The 17,314-nt window shown below is 64.3% G+C and carries 14 protein-coding genes; 13 read left to right on the top strand and 1 reads right to left on the bottom strand.

The genetic code is table 11. The features are described 5' to 3' along the window. Positions 1 to 173 precede the first annotated feature (173 nt). The 12 genes from bamB to ACQ7JA_RS07200 all read left to right on the top strand — a co-directional run bounded on the left by bamB (position 174) and on the right by ACQ7JA_RS07200 (position 13,500). Positions 174 to 1,346 (top strand): outer membrane protein assembly factor BamB, encoded by a 1,173-nt coding sequence (gene bamB / locus ACQ7JA_RS07255; RefSeq protein ID WP_430896041.1) that lies wholly within the window; start codon positions 174 to 176, stop codon positions 1,344 to 1,346. A 9-nt stretch (positions 1,347 to 1,355) separates the two neighbouring features. Further along, positions 1,356 to 2,699, top strand: a complete 1,344-nt coding sequence (gene der, locus ACQ7JA_RS07250; RefSeq protein ID WP_430896039.1) for a ribosome biogenesis GTPase Der — start codon at positions 1,356 to 1,358, stop codon at positions 2,697 to 2,699. 140 nt (positions 2,700 to 2,839) lie between these two features. After that, positions 2,840 to 3,076 carry an RNA chaperone Hfq gene (gene hfq / locus ACQ7JA_RS07245; RefSeq protein ID WP_026354376.1) on the top strand — a complete coding sequence of 79 codons (237 nt, stop codon included), beginning with the start codon at positions 2,840 to 2,842 and terminating at the stop codon, positions 3,074 to 3,076. Between the two features lie 32 nt (positions 3,077 to 3,108). Beyond that, entirely contained in the window at positions 3,109 to 4,308 is a 1,200-nt protein-coding gene (gene hflX / locus ACQ7JA_RS07240; RefSeq protein WP_430896116.1) for a GTPase HflX, read from the top strand. Between the two features lie 3 nt (positions 4,309 to 4,311). Continuing rightward, positions 4,312 to 5,607, top strand: coding sequence for an FtsH protease activity modulator HflK (hflK, locus tag ACQ7JA_RS07235; RefSeq protein ID WP_430896036.1), 1,296 nt, complete (start codon positions 4,312 to 4,314; stop codon positions 5,605 to 5,607). Next, on the top strand, positions 5,607 to 6,479 hold the full coding sequence (gene hflC, locus ACQ7JA_RS07230; RefSeq protein WP_430896034.1) for a protease modulator HflC: 873 nt from the start codon (positions 5,607 to 5,609) through the stop codon (positions 6,477 to 6,479). The genes hflK and hflC overlap by 1 nt, the downstream gene beginning before the upstream one ends. Before the next feature lie 219 nt (positions 6,480 to 6,698). Next, positions 6,699 to 7,853, top strand: a complete 1,155-nt coding sequence (locus ACQ7JA_RS07225) for an ATP phosphoribosyltransferase regulatory subunit (RefSeq protein WP_430896032.1) — start codon at positions 6,699 to 6,701, stop codon at positions 7,851 to 7,853. A 3-nt stretch (positions 7,854 to 7,856) separates the two neighbouring features. Further along, complete coding sequence (locus ACQ7JA_RS07220; protein ID WP_430896030.1) at positions 7,857 to 9,173, top strand: adenylosuccinate synthase; 1,317 nt, start codon at positions 7,857 to 7,859, stop codon at positions 9,171 to 9,173. Between the two features lie 145 nt (positions 9,174 to 9,318). Next, complete coding sequence (locus ACQ7JA_RS07215) at positions 9,319 to 9,858, top strand: phosphoribosyltransferase (RefSeq protein WP_258830260.1); 540 nt, start codon at positions 9,319 to 9,321, stop codon at positions 9,856 to 9,858. Positions 9,859 to 10,154: 296 nt separating this feature from the next. Then, positions 10,155 to 10,622 carry an Lrp/AsnC family transcriptional regulator gene (locus ACQ7JA_RS07210; protein ID WP_430896028.1) on the top strand — a complete coding sequence of 156 codons (468 nt, stop codon included), beginning with the start codon at positions 10,155 to 10,157 and terminating at the stop codon, positions 10,620 to 10,622. A gap of 179 nt (positions 10,623 to 10,801) precedes the next feature. Next, positions 10,802 to 11,398 carry a MarC family protein gene (locus ACQ7JA_RS07205; RefSeq protein WP_258830258.1) on the top strand — a complete coding sequence of 199 codons (597 nt, stop codon included), beginning with the start codon at positions 10,802 to 10,804 and terminating at the stop codon, positions 11,396 to 11,398. An 83-nt stretch (positions 11,399 to 11,481) separates the two neighbouring features. Continuing rightward, positions 11,482 to 13,500 carry an ATP-binding protein gene (locus ACQ7JA_RS07200; RefSeq protein WP_430896025.1) on the top strand — a complete coding sequence of 673 codons (2,019 nt, stop codon included), beginning with the start codon at positions 11,482 to 11,484 and terminating at the stop codon, positions 13,498 to 13,500. A gap of 319 nt (positions 13,501 to 13,819) precedes the next feature. On the opposite strand, the gene uvrB is transcribed toward ACQ7JA_RS07200, so the two are convergent. Then, positions 13,820 to 15,916, bottom strand: coding sequence for an excinuclease ABC subunit UvrB (uvrB, locus tag ACQ7JA_RS07195; protein ID WP_430896023.1), 2,097 nt, complete (start codon positions 15,914 to 15,916; stop codon positions 13,820 to 13,822). A 118-nt stretch (positions 15,917 to 16,034) separates the two neighbouring features. Between uvrB and ACQ7JA_RS07190 the strand changes: the two genes are divergently transcribed. Further along, a complete protein-coding gene (locus ACQ7JA_RS07190) occupies positions 16,035 to 17,246 on the top strand; it encodes an aromatic amino acid transaminase (protein WP_430896021.1) in 1,212 nt (403 codons plus the stop codon). Positions 17,247 to 17,314 lie beyond the last annotated feature (68 nt).

Genomic DNA, 17,314 nt, shown 5'->3' with positions numbered 1-17,314 from the left:
GGCCCGCGCCCGCCATCAAGAGCTTGTAAAAAAACCTTCAGGGCAAGGCGCATCGTCGAAGACAGTACGCTAGTACGGCGAGACGAATGCAACGCAGCCATGAAGGATTTTTTTACGAGCTCAGGTAGGCGCGGGCTTTGCTCCTCCATAGTCCAGGAACAAGGTTAAAGAATATGCGTATTAGCAGCAAACTTGTTGGTGTTGGTGTACTGGCCCTGGTGACGGGCTGCTCGAGCGTGCCGCAGCTGTCTTCGCTCAGCAAACTCAATCCCTTCTCGTCCAAGGAGAAGGGCGACCAGCCGGCCCCGCTCGTCGAGCTGAAGGGCTCGATGGCCGTGCGCACCGCGTGGAAGCTCGACATCGGCAAGGCCGGCGCCTTCACCTTCTCGCCTGCGCTGGCCGGCAACACGGTAGTGGTCGCCAGCAATGGCGGCGACATCGCCCGCGTCGAGGCCGCCACCGGCAAGCTGATGTGGCGCATCAAGGCCGGCACCGAGCTCTCCAGCGGCGTCGGCACCGACGGCAACCTGATCGTCGTCGGCGGCGACAAGGGCAAGCTGCTCGCCTTCGACATGGACGGCAAGAAGCTGTGGGACGCCCAGCTCTCGAGCGAGCTGCTGTCCTCGCCGGTGGTGTCGCAAGGCATTGTCGTCGCGCGCAGCCTGGACAACCGCATCGTCGGCCTCGACGCCAAGACCGGCCAGGCCAAGTGGACCACCCAGCGCACCTCGCCGCCGCTGACCCTGCGCACCGCGCCGGGCATGGTGACGACGGGCACCGACGTGATCGTCGCCCAGCCGGCCGGCAAGCTTTCGGCCCTGATCCTGGCCACCGGCGCGCCGCGCTGGGACCTGGAAGTGGGCGTCTCGCGCGGCGCCACCGAGCTGGAACGCGTGACCGACATCGGCGGCGCCCCGGTGCTGTTCGAAACCGACGTCTGCGCCGTGTCCTACCAGGGCCGCGTGGGATGCTTTGAAGTGGCGAGCGGTTCGCAGCGCTGGACCCGCGACCTGTCCGCGAGCGTCGGCGTGGCCGTCGACCAGCTCTACGTCTTTGCCCCGGACGACAAGGGCGCGCTGTTCGCCTATAACCGCGATACGGGCGCGAATGCCTGGAAGAACGACAAGCTGGCCTTCCGCCGCCTGTCGACCCCGGTGTCCTACGGCCGCGCCGTGGCCGTCGGCGACTACCAGGGCTACGTGCACTTCCTGTCGCGCGAAGACGGCTCTTTCCTGGCGCGCGCCGCCACCGACGGCAGCCAGATCATCGGCACCCCCGTGGTGGCCGGATCGCACCTGATTTTTCAAACACAAAATGGAACTGTGACCGCCATCGCGGTCGAATAGAATAAATACATGAAGCCGGTAATCGCACTCGTAGGTCGCCCCAACGTCGGGAAATCGACCCTGTTCAATCGCCTGACCCGTTCGCGCGACGCGCTGGTGGCCGACCTCCCTGGTCTCACCCGCGACCGCCACTATGGCGAGGGCCGCATCGGCGAGCGCCCCTTCCTGGTCATCGACACCGGCGGTTTCGAACCGGTGGCCAAGGAGGGGATCATGCACGAAATGGCGCAGCAGACGCGCCAGGCGGTGGCGGAAGCCGACGTCGTCGTGTTCATCGTCGACGGCCGCCAGGGCCTGACCCCGCACGACAAGACCATCACCGATTACCTGCGCAAGACGGGCCGCAAGGTCATGCTCGTAGTCAATAAGTCCGAGGGCATGAAGTACACCTCGGTCACCGCCGATTTCTACGAACTCGGCATGGGCGACCCGTATGTGATCTCGGCCGCCCACGGCGACGGCGTGCACGACCTGGTCAACGAGGCGCTCGATTTCGCTTTCGAGAACCGTCCGGACGAGGAAAGCGAGCCGGAGCATCCGGACCACGGCATCAAGATCGCCATCGTCGGCCGCCCGAACGTGGGCAAGTCGACCCTGATCAACACCCTGGTCGGCGAGCAGCGCGTGATCGCCTTCGACATGCCGGGCACCACCCGCGACTCGATCGAAGTGCCTTTCGAGCGCGACGGCAAGAAGTACACGCTGATCGACACGGCCGGTATCCGCCGCCGCGGCAAGATATTCGAGGCCATCGAGAAGTTCTCGGTCATCAAGACCATGCAGTCGATCTCGGACGCCAACGTGATCATCCTGCTACTGGATGCTCAACAGGATATTTCCGAGCAGGACGCCCACATCGCCGGCTTCATCCTGGAGTCGGGCAGGGCGCTCGTGGTCGCCGTCAACAAGTGGGACGGCCTGCAGTCGGACCAGCGCGACCAGGTCAAGATGGACCTCGACCGCAAGCTGGACTTCCTGTCCTTCGCCAAGACCCACTTCGTCTCGGCCTTGAAGGGCACCGGCATCAGCCAGCTGATGAAGTCGGTGGATTCGGCCTATGCCGCCGCCACCGCCAACCTGTCGACCCCGCGCCTCACGCGCGCGCTGCAGGAAGCGATCGAGAAGCAGGAACCGAAGCGCAAGGGCAGTGTCCGTCCGAAGATGCGCTACGCCCACCAGGGCGGCCAGAATCCGCCGATCATCGTCATCCACGGCAATGCGCTGGAAGCCGTCAGCGACCCGTACAAGCGCTACCTGGAAAAGCATTTCCGCGAGACATTCAACCTGGTCGGCACCCCGGTGCGCATCGAGTTCAAGTCCGGTAAAAATCCCTTTGCCAAGGAGCAGAGTTAAGCGTAGCAGTACGACAAAAATTGGCGAAACAGGTTACAGTAGCTTAGGGCTTTCATTCGCCACAGCGGAATGTGGCCCAAGCACTTGAAAACCGGCAAATCGCCACAACTTTTAAACTACAACAACATTACGGAGCTGTTATGAGCAACAAAGGGCAACTGTTACAAGACCCATTCCTGAACGCTTTGCGCAAGGAGCACGTCCCCGTCTCCATCTACCTGGTCAACGGCATCAAGCTGCAAGGCCACATCGAATCCTTCGACCAGTACGTCGTCCTGCTTCGTAATACCGTGACCCAGATGGTCTACAAGCACGCCATTTCCACCGTCGTTCCGGCTCGCGCCGTCAACCTTAACCTCGACTCCGAAGCCGAGTAAGGCCGATGGCTGACGCCCCCGGCAACACCTCCATGCGCGCAGCGCTGGTCGGCATCGACTTCGGTACTGGCGATTTTTCCGCCAGCCTCGAAGAGCTGTCCCTGCTTGCGCGCTCCGCCGGCGCCGATCCGATCACCACGATCACGGCCAAGCGCAGCAGTCCCGATCCCGCCCATTTCGTCGGCAGCGGCAAGGCCGACGAAATCAAGATGGCCTGCAAGGCCGATGGGATCGACATCGTCATCTTCAACCACGCCCTGTCGCCCGCCCAGCAGCGAAACCTCGAGCGCAGGCTCGAAGTGCGCGTGGTCGACCGTACCAGCCTGATCCTCGACATCTTCGCCCAGCGCGCCCAGAGCCACGAGGGCAAGCTGCAGGTGGAGCTGGCCCAGCTGCAGCACCTGGCGACCCGCCTGATCCGCGGCTGGACCCACCTTGAACGCCAGAAGGGCGGTATCGGCCTGCGCGGTCCCGGTGAAACCCAGCTCGAGACCGACCGCCGGCTCATCGGCGAGCGCGTCAAGATGCTGCGCACCAGGTTGACCAAGCTGCGCAAGCAGCACGAGACCCAGCGCCGCCAGCGCGGCCGCAACCAGACCTTTTCCGTGTCGCTGGTCGGCTATACCAATGCCGGCAAGTCGACCCTGTTCAACACGCTGACCAAGGCCGGCGTGTATGTTGCGAACCAGCTGTTCGCAACGCTGGACACCACCAGCCGCCGCCTGTATCTGGGCGACGAGGTGGGGTCGGTGGTCATCTCCGACACGGTCGGCTTCGTGCGCGAGCTGCCGCACCAGCTGGTGGCGGCTTTCCGCGCCACCCTGGAAGAGACCATCCACGCCGACCTGCTCCTGCACGTGGTCGACGGCAATTCGCCGGTGCGCATGGAGCAGATCGAGCAGGTCAATGAAGTATTGCGCGAAATCGGCGCCGATCATGTCCCCCAGATCCTGGTCTGGAACAAGATCGACGCGGCCGGGCTGGAGCCCGGGATCGAGCGTGATGAGTATGATAAGATCAGCCGCGTTTTCATCAGTGCCCATAGTGGTGCTGGTCTGGACCTGCTGCGCGCAGCAATCGTCGAGGCAGCAAGTTCCGCACGAGGCAACAACAATACGAACGAAGGGCAGGACGAAGCCATTGGCTTCGCCGAAGACGAGCTGCCGGGTGGCGGCTCCTTGGGCGGTTCTGCCGACAATATGCCAACTTCCACCCAATTCGGGCCCCACTAGCCTATGCTCGTTTCCTTACTCAAGCGTTGCGGCATCAAACTGTCGCTCAACGATCCGCGCTGGGGCCACAAACCCCAGGGTGACCACAAGGCCCAGGAGGGCCGCCGGCCGGGTGAAGGCCCACCGGATCTCGATCAACTCTGGCGCGACTTCAATGCGCGCCTGAACCGCCTGTTCGGCGCGCGCGGCAATGGCAACAACGGCGGCGGCGACGGCGGCGGTCCTTACCGCGGCTCGAGCGGCGCCGGCATCACCGCCGGCGTCGTGGCCGTCATCGTCGGCCTGATCTGGCTGGCGAGCGGCGCCTTCATCGTGCAGGAAGGCCAGGTCGGCGTCGTCACCACCTTCGGCAAGCTCAGCCACAAGACCGGCGCCGGCTTTAACTGGCGCTGGCCGTACCCGATCCAGGCCCACGAGACCGTCAACGTCTCGCAGATCCGTACCGCCGAGATCGGCTACCGCGCGAACGTGCGCAACAAGCAGCCGCAGGAAGCCCTGATGCTGACCGATGACGAGAACATCATCGACATCCAGTTCGCGGTCCAGTACACCCTGAAAGACCCGGTCCAGTGGCTGTTCAACAACCGCGACCAGGACGACAGCGTGCGCCAGATCGCCGAGACCGCCATCCGCGAGGTGGTGGGCAAGAGCAAGATGGACTTCGTGCTCTACGAAGGCCGTGAGAAGGTGGCCAGCGACGTGCACCAGATGATGCAGCAGATCAGCGACCGCTACGCCCTGGGCGCCTTGATCACCAACGTGACCATGCAGGCGGTGCAGCCGCCGGAGCAGGTGCAGGAAGCCTTCGACGATGCCGTCAAGGCCGGCCAGGACCGCGCCCGCGCCCGCAACGAAGGCGAGGCCTATGCCAACCAGGTGATCCCGCAGGCGCGCGGCCAGGCTTTCCGCCTGATGCAGGACGCCGAAGCCTACCGCTCGATGGTGGTGGAGAACGCGACCGGTAACGCCTCGCGCTTCGACCAGGTGGTGGCCGCCTACGCGAAGGCCCCGCAGGTCACCCGCGACCGCATGTACATCGACACCATGCAGCAGATCTTCTCCAGCACCAGCAAGGTGATGGTGGATTCGCGCGCGGGCAATCCGATGATCTACCTGCCGCTGGACAAGCTGCTGCAGCAGAACGCCGGCCACGACGCCGTGGGCAGCCGTTCGGGCCCGCAGCAGGTGCCGGCCGTGCCGCAGTCGGGCGCGCCGGCGGACGTCCTGCAAGCCATGGATGCGGTGCGCCAGCGCGACAACCGCAGCCGCGATTCCTCACGTGATCGGGAGAGCCGTTAATGAACCGCCTTGTAACTTTATTTGTGGCGGGCTTCATTGCCCTGATGCTGCTGTCGTCCACCGTCTTCGTGGTGGACCAGCGCCGCTTCGCCATCGTGTTCGCCCTGGGCCAGGTGCGCGACGTGATCACCGAGCCGGGCCTGCACTTCAAGCTGCCGCCGCCGTTCCAGAACGTGATCTACCTGGACAAGCGCATCCTCACGCTGGACACGCCTGACGCCGACCGCTTCATCACGGCCGAGAAGAAGAACATCCTGGTGGATGCCTTCGTCAAATGGCGCATCGTCGACCCGCGCCTGTACTTCGTCTCCTTCAGCGGCGACGAAAGCCGAGCGCGCGACCGCATGTCGCAGATCGTAAAGGCAGCCCTGAACGACGAAATCACCAAGCGCACCGTGCGCGAAGTGATCTCGGGCGAGCGCGGCGCCGTCATGAATGCGGTGAAGGACAAGGTCGTGGCGGAAGCCAAGGAGATCGGCGTCGGCGTGGTGGACGTGCGCCTCAAGCGCGTCGACTACATCGAGCAGATCAACAACTCGGTGTACGAACGCATGAAGGCCGAGCGCGTGCGCGTGGCCAACGAACTGCGTTCGACCGGCGCCGCCGAATCCGAACAGATCCGCGCCGATGCCGACCGTCAGCGCACCGTGATCATCGCCGAAGCCTTCCGCGAGGCCGAGAAGATCAAGGGTGACGGCGATGCGAAGGCGACCGCGATCTATGCGGATTCGTTCGGCAAGAACCCGGAGTTCGCCCGCTACTACCGCTCGCTGGAAGCCTACCGCGCGACGTTCAAGAACCGCGGCGACGTGATGGTGGTGGATCCGAATTCGGAGTTCTTCAAGTATTTCCGTCAGCCGGCATCGAAGTAATCCGTAGGGTGGGCGAGGGATCGCCCACCCTACGGTTTCAGTCTATACAACTGTTGCAACATGGCACTCTGGCAACCCGCCGGCGCTGTCAAACCAAGATCCCCGTCCTACACCTCCCCATTTTCGGGTAAAATTGCCGATTCGGCGCTCGCACCGTGCGCCCGCACGTCTGTGCGCTTGTTCTGTTGCTCTTGAAAACAATTCCTTAGCTGTCTGCCCATGCCGAATTGGCTCCTGCCTGAAAATATCGCCGATGTCTTGCCGTCCGAGGCGCGCAAGATCGAGGATCTGCGCCGCAAGATGCTCGATACCTTCCGCCTGTACGGCTACGAACTGGTGATGCCGCCACTGCTCGAGTACGTCGAGTCGCTGCTGGCCGGGGCAGGGCAGGACACCGAGCTGCGCACCTTCAAGGTGGTCGACCAGATTTCCGGCCGCCTGCTGGGCCTGCGCGCCGACATGACCACCCAGGTGGCGCGCATCGATGCCCACCTGCTCAACCGCGACACCGTCACCCGCCTGTGCTACGCCGGCAGCGTGCTGCATACCCGTCCGTCGGGCCTGCACGCCACCCGCGAGCCGGTCCAGATCGGCTGCGAGATCTATGGCCACGCCGGCCTGGAAGCCGACGCCGAGATCCAGGAACTGGCGCTCGCCTCGCTGGCCCTGGCCGGTTTCGACGACGTGCGCCTCGACCTCTGCCACGTCGGCATCCTGCGCGCCCTGTTGGCCGAAGACCCGGCCGCGCGCCGCGACGAAGCGCAATTGACCTGCCTGCTGCGCGCGAAAGACGCGCCGGGCCTGGACGAGTTCACGCAGAATTACGCGCCAAGCACCCGCAAGGCCCTGCTGGCGCTGCCGCACCTGTACGGCGACGTCGAGGTGCTGGCGCGTGCGAAGGAAGAACTGCCGGCGCTGCCGGGCGTCACCCGCGCGCTGGCCGAACTGGCCGCGCTTGCCGCCGGCGCCCTCAAGCGCGCGGACGTGGCGATCGATTTAGCCGACCTGCGCGGCTACCAGTACGAAAGCGGCGCCATGTTCGCGCTCTACGTGCCCGGCCTGCCGAACGCGGTGGCGCGCGGCGGCCGCTATGACCATGTGGGCGAGGCTTTCGGGCGCGCGCGTCCGGCGACCGGCTTCTCGCTCGACCTGCGCGAACTGGCCCGTCTGCTGCCGACGGCCGAGCGCAAGCATTCCATCCGCGCGCCCTGGGGCAATGCGCCGGAACTGAAGGAAAAAATCGCTGACCTGCGCAAGGCAGGCGAAGTCGTGATCCAGTCCATGCCGGGTCACGACAATGTTCAGGACGAGTTCGAGTGCGACCGCGTGCTCGTCCTCGAAAACGGAAATTGGATTCTCAAAAACTTAGGTTAAGTGATGTCAAATACTAACGTGGCAAAGAACGTCGTTGTCATCGGCACCCAGTGGGGCGATGAAGGTAAGGGCAAGATCGTCGACTGGCTGACCGACCATGCGGCCGGCGTCGTCCGTTTCCAGGGCGGCCATAACGCGGGTCACACCCTCGTGATCAAGGGCCAGAAGACCGCGCTGCAGCTGATCCCTTCGGGCATCATGCGTGAAGGCGTGGCCTGCTACATCGGCAACGGCGTCGTGGTCTCGGTGCCGGACGTGCTGCGCGAGATCGACAAGCTGGCCGCGGCCGGCGTGGAAGTCGTGTCGCGCCTGAAGATCTCGGAAGCCTGTCCGGTCATCCTGCCTTACCACGTCGCCATCGACAAGGCGCGCGAAGCCAAGCGCGGCGAGAACAAGATCGGCACCACCGGCAAGGGCATCGGCCCGGCCTACGAAGACAAGGTGGCGCGCCGCGCGATCCGTATCGCCGACATGCTCAACCCGGAGCGTTTCGCCGAGAAGCTGAAAGAGAACCTCGAGTACCACAACTTCGTGCTGGTGAACTACCTGGGCGGCGAAGCGATCGACTTCCAGCAGACCTACGACGACGCGATGGCACAGGTAGAACGCCTGCGTCCGATGGTTGGCGACGTGTCCTCGCTCCTGCACGCCGCGCACAAGGCCGGCGGCAGCCTGCTGTTCGAAGGCGCGCAAGGCTCGCTGCTCGACGTCGACCACGGCACCTACCCGTTCGTCACTTCGTCGAACTGCGTGGCGGGCAACGCCGCCGCCGGCGCCGGCGTGGGGCCGGGCATGCTGCACTACATCATGGGCATCACCAAGGCCTACACTACCCGCGTCGGTTCGGGCCCGTTCCCGGCCGAACTGCCGACCGACCAGGGCGTCGGCGAGCACCTGTCGCGCGTCGGCCACGAGTTCGGCACCGTCACCGGCCGCGCCCGCCGCTGCGGCTGGTTCGACGCCGCGCTGCTGCGCCGCTCGGTCCAGATCAACGGCGTGACCGGCATGTGCCTGACCAAGCTGGACGTGCTGGACGGTCTCGAATCGCTCAAGCTGTGCACCGGCTACAAGGTCGACGGCCGCGACGTCGACATCTTCCCGGTCGGCGCCGAGGAAGCCGCGCTGTGCCAGCCGGTCTATGAAGAGATGCCGGGTTGGACCGAATCGACCGTCGGCGCCAAGACGATGGAAGACCTGCCGGCGAATGCCCGCGCCTACATCAAGCGCATCGAAGAACTGGTCGGCATCCCGATCGACATGGTGTCGACCGGTCCGGACCGTGAAGAAACCATCGTGCTGCGCCATCCGTTCGCAGCCTAATTAAAACAAGGACCTCAAAAAACCGTAGCGAGCGGAAGCAGTGTTGGCCGAGAAGCGCAGCTGTACGAACGTACAGCGAGCATCGCAGGCCGACAATGCGACGCGTAGTAGGTTTTTAGAGGTTCGAGAATAGGAATAGCCTGAAATGAACACCCCTGCATCGACCGACAAGGACCTCTGGGTTTCGTGGGACGAGTACAACCGCCTGGTCGAGCGCCTCGCGCTGCAAGTGTATGAATCGAACTGGAAGTTCGACATGGTGCTGTGCCTGGCGCGCGGCGGCGTGCGTCCCGGCGATGTGATCTCGCGCATCTTCGACGTGCCGCTGGCGATCCTGTCGACCAGCTCCTACCGCGAAGAAGCCGGCACCAAGCAGGGCAACCTGGACATCGCCAAGTACATGACGATGACCAAGGGCCCGCTGGCCGGCCGCATCCTGCTGGTCGACGACCTGGCCGACACCGGCGTCACCCTGCAGAAGGTCGGCGAGCACCTGAAGACGAACTACCCGGACGTCACCGAAGTGCGTTCGGCCGTCATCTGGGTGAAGGGCACGTCGAGCTTCAAGCCGGACTACCACCTGCAGGACCTGCCGCACAATCCGTGGATCCACCAGCCGTTCGAAGACTACGACGGCCTGCGTCCGCACCAGCTGGCGGCATGGATGAAGAAGTTCGAAAAGTAATCCGCTTCACGCCTGACAAGGCAAAGAGAACGGGCAGGGAAGGTGTGAACCTTTCCTGCCCGTTCTGCTTTTTACGCGGCCTCTCTCGTGAAGGGGCGTCCGCGGCGCGCGATGCAGCGCCGGTCGTGGCGGCGGTTCTGGGCGGCGCGGGAAGTGCTCGATAAAGTCCCTCTATCGTAAGACTGGAGAGCGAAAAGGTGCTTTCATAGTTTCGCTGAATTTGTCGATGCATAGAGGAATCTTCTACTATTTCGTGATAATGTAGTCATCTCTTCTATTTGGAGTTGGAGGCTGGTGTGAGGGATGGTCAACTCGATGACATCGACCGCAAGATCTTGCGTACGCTGCGCACCGACGGGCGCATCAGCAACCAGGACCTGGCCGTCAGCGTGCACCTGTCGCCCACGGCCTGCTGGAACCGTGTGCGGGCGCTGGAGGAGGGCGGCTTCATCGAAGGCTATGCCGCGCTCCTGTCGCAGCGCGCCCTCGGCCTGCCGGACACGGTCCTGATCGAGGTGACCCTGGACCGCCACGACGACGACATGCTGATCCGTTTCGGCGAAGAGCTGGCCAAGCTGCCGGAAGTGATGGAAGCGAACCTGCTCACGGGCGACTACGACTACCTGATCAAGGTCGCCGTGGCCGGCACCGAGGGCTACGAGCGTTTCCTGCGCCAGCGCCTGTACAAGATTCCGGGTATCCGTCACAGCCGCTCCACCTTCGTCCTGCGGACCCTGAAGCGCACGCATTCCGTGGAACCGTAGGGGTGATTTGGCCCGGTGGACCAATCACGATCCCGCGCCCACGCGTCCAAACAGTGCCCGCATGGCACGCACCGCGTCCATGCATGCGGGAGTTGAACGCGAGGGCGGAGGACCGCCCAGCCTACTCTGGTAAGATGCATCAGCCTGTCTAGGCAAGTCCAACAATAAGAACCGAGAACATGACCCAAAGCTTCTTCCAGACCTTCATCCTCCTCATCCTCGTCACCGACCCCTTCGGCAACATCCCGATCTTCGTCGCCGCGCTGAAGGACGTGCCCATCGAACGCCGCAACAAGATCGTGGTCCGCGAATGCGCGATCGCCTTCCTGCTGCTGCTGGTCTTCATGTTCTTCGGCCAGCACTTCCTCGCGGCGTTGCACCTGAGCCCGGTCGCCCTGCGCATCGGCGGCGCCGTGATTCTCCTGATGATCGCGATCCGCATGATCTTCCCGCATCCGGACGGCGTGCTGGGGCGCAGCGAGCACGGAGAGCCCTTCATCGTGCCGCTGGCGATTCCGGCGCTGGCGGGCCCTTCGGCGCTGGCCACCGTGCTGCTGTTCAGCTCGGGCAGCCTGGTCGACACCATGGTCCATGTCGCCGCGCTGGCCGCGGTCGGCGTGGTGTGGCTGGCCGTCTTCCTGAGCGCCGAACGCCTGCAGCAGAAGCTCGGCCCGCAGGTCATGACGGCCTTCGAGCGCCTGATGGGACTGATCCTGACGGCGATGTCGGTCGAGATGCTGCTGGGTGGTATCAGAGAGTTCGTCAAAACGCTGTGATACCTGCGGTGCGGGCCAGATGTCGTATTTCTGGCAAAATTTTGCTATCACGACCACATCGGTCCGCCCTCATCAACAGAAGCATGAAAACTGAACACGCGACTCCCTCCGAATGGCTGCCTTTCCTCAGCGGGGGCGGCCAGATGGGGGCGATGATGCGGGCGCACGACTGGTCAACGTCGCCGCTCGGCCATCCGCGCAACTGGCCGCAGGCCCTGCGCACCACGGTCGGCCTGATGCTCAATTCGAAGTTCCCGATGTTCGTCGCCTGGGGCCCCGAACTGGGCTTCCTGTACAACGACTCCTATGCGTCCATCCTGGGTGAGAAACATCCTGCGGCGCTGGGCAGCCGCTTCCATGACATCTGGCGCGAGATCTGGGCGGACATCCATCCGCTGATCGTGCGCGCGCTCAAGGGCGAGGCGACCTATATGGACCGCCTGCCGCTGCGCATGAACCGCCACGGCTACGACGAGGACACCTGGTTCCGCTTTTCCTATTCGCCGGTGCGCGACGAGGACGGCGACGTGGCCGGCATGTTTTGCGCCTGCGTCGAAATGACGGGGGAGGTGCTGGCCGAACGCTATCGGGAACAGGAGAACCAGCGCCTGATGACCTTGTTCGAGCAGGCGCCAGGCATTCTTGCCGTGCTGCGCGGCCCGAATCATGTCTTCGAGATCACCAACGACTCCTACCTGCAGCTCATCGGACGACGGGAGCTGATCGGCAAGCCGGCGCGCGAAGCACTTCCCGAGGTGGCGGGCCAGGGTTTCTTCGAGCTGCTCGACCAGGTCTATCGTTCCGGCCAGCCCTTCGTCGGCCACGCGGTGCCGGTGCGCATCCAGCGCGAGGCCGGCGGCGACCTCGAGGAACGATTCGTGGACTTCGTCTACCAGCCGATCCTCGGGCCGAAGGGCGACGTCGAAGGCATCTTCGTGGAGGGCAGCGACGTCACCGTGAGGAAGCGTGTCGAGGACGAGCTGCGCGCCGCCAGCCGCCAGAAGGACCAGTTCCTGGCCATGCTGGCGCACGAGCTGCGCAACCCGCTGGCGCCGATCACGACGGCCGCCCAGCTGCTGCAGCGCGGGAACATGGACCCGGTGCGCATCCGCCACGCGAGCGACATCATCGCGCGCCAGGCCGAACACATGACCTCCCTCGTCAACGACCTGCTCGACGTCTCGCGCGTCACGCGCGGCCTGGCCACCATCGAGAAGGAAGAGCTGCCTGTGGCCGACATCGTGAACGGCGCCGTCGAGCAGGTGCGGCCGCTGCTGGACGCCCGCCGCCATGAGCTGACGCTCGACCTGACGAATCAGCCGATGCACGTGAGCGGCGACCGCACGCGCCTGGTGCAGGTGGTGTCGAACATCCTGAACAACGCCGCCAAGTACACGCCGCCGGGCGGGCGCGTCGATCTGCGCGTGCGCCGCGACGGCGACGAAGCCGTGATCGCCGTGTGCGACAACGGCCAGGGCATCGACCCGCAGGTGCTGCCCTACATCTTCGACCTGTTCACCCAGGCCGAACGCACGCCGGACCGCTCCCAGGGCGGCCTGGGCATCGGGCTCGCCCTGGTGAAAAGCCTGGTGGCCCTGCATGGCGGACGGGTGGCGGCAAACAGCCCGGGCCTGAACCAGGGCAGCGAGTTCTCGGTCCGCCTGCCGGTGATGCAGGACGGCCCGGCGCCGGAGCTTGCGGAGGGCGACACCGCCCCCGCCACGGGGCCGGTGCGCGTGCTCGTGGTGGACGACAACGCCGATGCGGCGCAGATGCTCGCCACCCTGCTCGAGGCGCATGGCCACGAGGTGAGCGTCGAATATGACGGCACCACCGGCTACGCGCGGGCGCTGCGCGAGCGGCCCGAGGTCATGCTGCTCGATATCGGCCTGCCCGACATCGACGGCCACGAACTGGCGCGCCGCCTGCGCGCAGCCAGGGAGACCGCGGATGCGACCCTGGTGGCCCTGACCGGCTACGGCCAGAGCGAGGACCGCGACCGCGCCTACGAGGCCGGATTCAATCGCCACCTGGTGAAGCCTGCCGACCTGTCAGAACTGCTGCGCATCCTCGCGCAGGTGCGCGACCCCGCCGTACGCTGAGCACGCTTTCGTGCGCGCCCGGCATTGTGCCGGGTGTAGGCTGGTTCCCAGCATCGTGGGAGAACCGGTCGAATGAGAACCTGGAGAATCGCAGAGGAAGACGTGGCGCTCGAGCGCAGCTGCGAAGGGGCGCGCAGGAGTGGAGGGCACCGGCATAGCCAAGGCTGCGCGGCCCTGTGCGCGGCCATGAAGGCGTATCCGGAATTGAAACAGCAGCCGAATCCCGTTTCAACCAAGGCGTAGGGTGGTCGGCTCTGCCGACCGCGCGTTCAACGCCCGGATGAGCAGAGGTGTCGGCCGTTCATGCGAACAGCGGGGCTTACTTGCCGAGGATCGAGACCACGTTGTCCGCCCCCGGCGCCCCGAAGGCCTGCTGCTTGAGCACGTGCAGCTGGTCGCGCACCTGGGCCGCCTTCTCGAACTCGAGGTTCTTGGCGTGATCGACCATGAGCTTCTCGAGGCGCTTGATCTCCTTGCTGATCTGCTTCTCGCTCATCGACTCGACCTTGGCCGTCTCCGCGTCTTCCCGGACGCCCTCGACCATGGCCTTCTGCGCGGCGTTGCTGTAGACGCCGTCGATCATGTCCTTGATCTTCTTGTTCACCCCCTTCGGCGTGATGCCGTGCGCCTCGTTGAAGGCGATCTGCTTGGCGCGGCGACGTTCGGTTTCGTCGATCGCGCGCTTCATCGAATCGGTCATCTGGTCGGCGTAGAGGATCGCGACGCCGTTCAGGTTACGCGCCGCGCGGCCGATGGTCTGGATCAGCGAACGTTCGGAGCGCAGGAAACCTTCCTTGTCCGCGTCCAGCACCGCCACCAGTGACACTTCCGGCAGGTCCAGGCCCTCGCGCAGCAGGTTGATGCCGACCACCACGTCGAAGGTGCCGAGGCGCAGGTCGCGCAGGATCTCGACCCGCTCGACGGTCTCGATATCGCTGTGCAGGTAGCGCACCTTGATGCCGTGGTCGCTCAGGTATTCGGTGAGCTGCTCGGCCATGCGCTTGGTCAGCGTCGTCACGAGCACGCGCTCGTCCTTGGCGATGCGGTCGGTGATCTCGCTCATCAGGTCCTCGACCTGCGAACGCGCCGGCTTGACGATGACGAGCGGGTCGACCAGGCCGGTGGGTCGCACCACCTGCTCGACCACGTTGTCGGCCTTTTCCTTTTCGTACTCGGCGGGCGTCGCGGAGACGAAGATCGTCTGGCGCATCTTGCTTTCGAACTCCTGGAACTTCAGCGGCCGGTTGTCCAGCGCCGAGGGCAGGCGGAAGCCGTAGTCGACCAGGTTGACCTTGCGCGAACGGTCGCCGTTGTACATGGCGTTGAGCTGGCCGATCATCACGTGCGACTCGTCCATGAACATCAACGCGTCCTTCGGCAGATAGTCGATCAGCGTCGGCGGCGGCTCGCCCGGCATCGAGCCGGACAGGTGACGCGAGTAGTTTTCGATGCCCTTGGTAAAACCGATCTCGGCCAGCATCTCGAGGTCGAAACGCGTGCGCTGCTCGAGGCGCTGTTCCTCGATCAGCTTGTTCTGCTGGCGGAATTCCTCGAGGCGGTCGCGCAGCTCGGCTTTGATCGATTCGACGGCCTTCAGCACGGTGCTGCGCGCCGTCACGTAGTGCGAACCCGGGTAGACGGTGAAGCGCGGGATCTTCTGGCGCACGCGGCCCGTCAGCGGGTCGAACAATTGCAGCGATTCGATCTCGTCGTCGAACATCTCGACGCGGATCGCGAGTTCCGCGTGTTCCGCCGGGAAGATGTCGATGGTGTCGCCGCGCACGCGGAAGGAGCCGCGCGAGAAATCCATCTCGTTGCGGGTGTACTGCATCTGGATCAGGCGCGCGATGATGTCGCGCTGCGCCACTTTATCCTTGTGACGCAGGGTCAGGATCATCTTGTGGTATTCGTTCGGATTACCGATACCGTAGATCGCCGACACGGTGGCGACGATCACCACGTCGCGCCGCTCCATCAGCGACTTGGTGCACGACAGGCGCATCTGCTCGATGTGCTCGTTGATCGACGAGTCCTTCTCGATGAACAGGTCGCGCTGCGGCACATAGGCTTCCGGCTGGTAGTAGTCGTAATAGGAGACGAAATACTCGACCGCGTTCTGCGGGAAGAATTCGCGGAACTCCGCATACAGCTGGGCCGCCAGCGTTTTGTTGGGCGCGAAGACGATGGCCGGGCGGCCCGCTTTCGCGATCACGTTCGCCATCGTGTACGTCTTGCCCGAGCCCGTCACGCCCAGCAGGGTCTGGTACATCAGGCCGTCGTTGATGCCCTCGATGAGGCCTTCGATCGCGGTCGGCTGGTCGCCGGCTGGAGGGAAGGGCTGGTGCAGCTTGAAGGGCGATCCGGGGTAGGTGATCACGGTCGGCTCGGGGGCATTTGCGATGGATAAATCAGCCATACTTTCAGACCTTTGCTAGAATGGGAGTCCACTTGACGCAGTGCAGCACTGCCGTCTATGTCTATACAACCGCTGCGAACCCACCGACAAAACTCACTCAGTTAGCCAGTCTATCACGATGACTTCCACAGCCTCCGCCAGCCTCTTCGGCGCCATCGACATGGCGCCCCGCGACCCGATCCTGGGCATTACCGAAGCATTCAACGCCGACACCAACCCGGCCAAGATCAACCTGGGCGTCGGTGTCTACTATGACGATAATGGCAAGGTGCCTTTGCTGCAGTGCGTGCAGAAAGCGGAAGCGAAGCTGATGGAGCAGCCGGCTCCGCGTACCTACCTGCCGATCGAGGGCCTGGCAGCGTACGACAAAGCCGTGCAAGAGCTGGTATTTGGGGCCGACAGCGCCGTTATTCAAGAGAAGCGTGCGATCACCGTGCAGGCCCTGGGCGGCACCGGTGCGCTCAAGCTGGGCGCCGACTTCCTCAAGCGTTTCGCGCCGGGTTCCGAGGTTTACATCAGCGACCCGAGCTGGGAAAACCACCGCGCCCTGTTCGAAAGCGCGGGCTTCGTGGTCAACAACTACACCTACTACGACGCGGCCACCCACGGCGTGAACTTCGAAGGCATGCTGGCGGCACTCAAAGCCATGCCGCAAGGCGCCATCGTGGTGCTGCACGCCTGCTGCCACAACCCGACCGGCGCCGACCTCACGCAGGACCAGTGGGGCCAGGTGATCGACGCCGTCGTCGCCGGCGGCCTGGTGCCATTCCTCGACATGGCCTACCAGGGCTTCGGTGCGGGCATTGCGGAAGACGGCGCCGTGGTGCGCCGCTTCGCCGAGAAGAACATTCCGCTGCTGGTGTCGAACTCGTTCTCGAAATCGTTCTCGCTGTACGGCGAGCGCGCGGGTGCGCTGTCGATCGTCGCAACCAGCGCCGAAGAAGCGGCGCGCGTGCTGTCGCAGCTGAAGCGCGTCATCCGCACCAACTACTCGAACCCGCCGACCCATACCGCCAAGGTGGTTGCGATGGTGCTGTCGACGCCTGAGCTGCGCCAGCTGTGGGAAGAAGAGCTGGCCGGCATGCGCGTGCGCATCAAGGAAATGCGCAACCTGATGGTCGAGAAGCTGAAGGAAAAAGCACCGGGCCACGATTTCGAATTCGTGCGCGAGCAGGTGGGCATGTTCTCGTACTCGGGCCTGACGAAAGAGCAGGTCGGCAAGCTGCGCGAACAGTCGATCTACGCCGTGGACACCGGCCGCATCTGCGTGGCCGCGCTGAACTCGACCAATCTGGATCGCGTCGTTGACGCCGTCGCGAAAGTTCTTTAAAATCTTGGCTCTTCGGAACTGAGGCAACTCGATTCCGAAGAGCAGCAAAAATGGCTGCACGGCATGCT

Source organism: Massilia sp. BKSP1R2A-1 (assembly GCF_050586525.1).
GTDB lineage: Bacteria > Pseudomonadota > Gammaproteobacteria > Burkholderiales > Burkholderiaceae_D > Telluria.
This window is presented reverse-complemented; position numbering and strand designations above follow the sequence as displayed.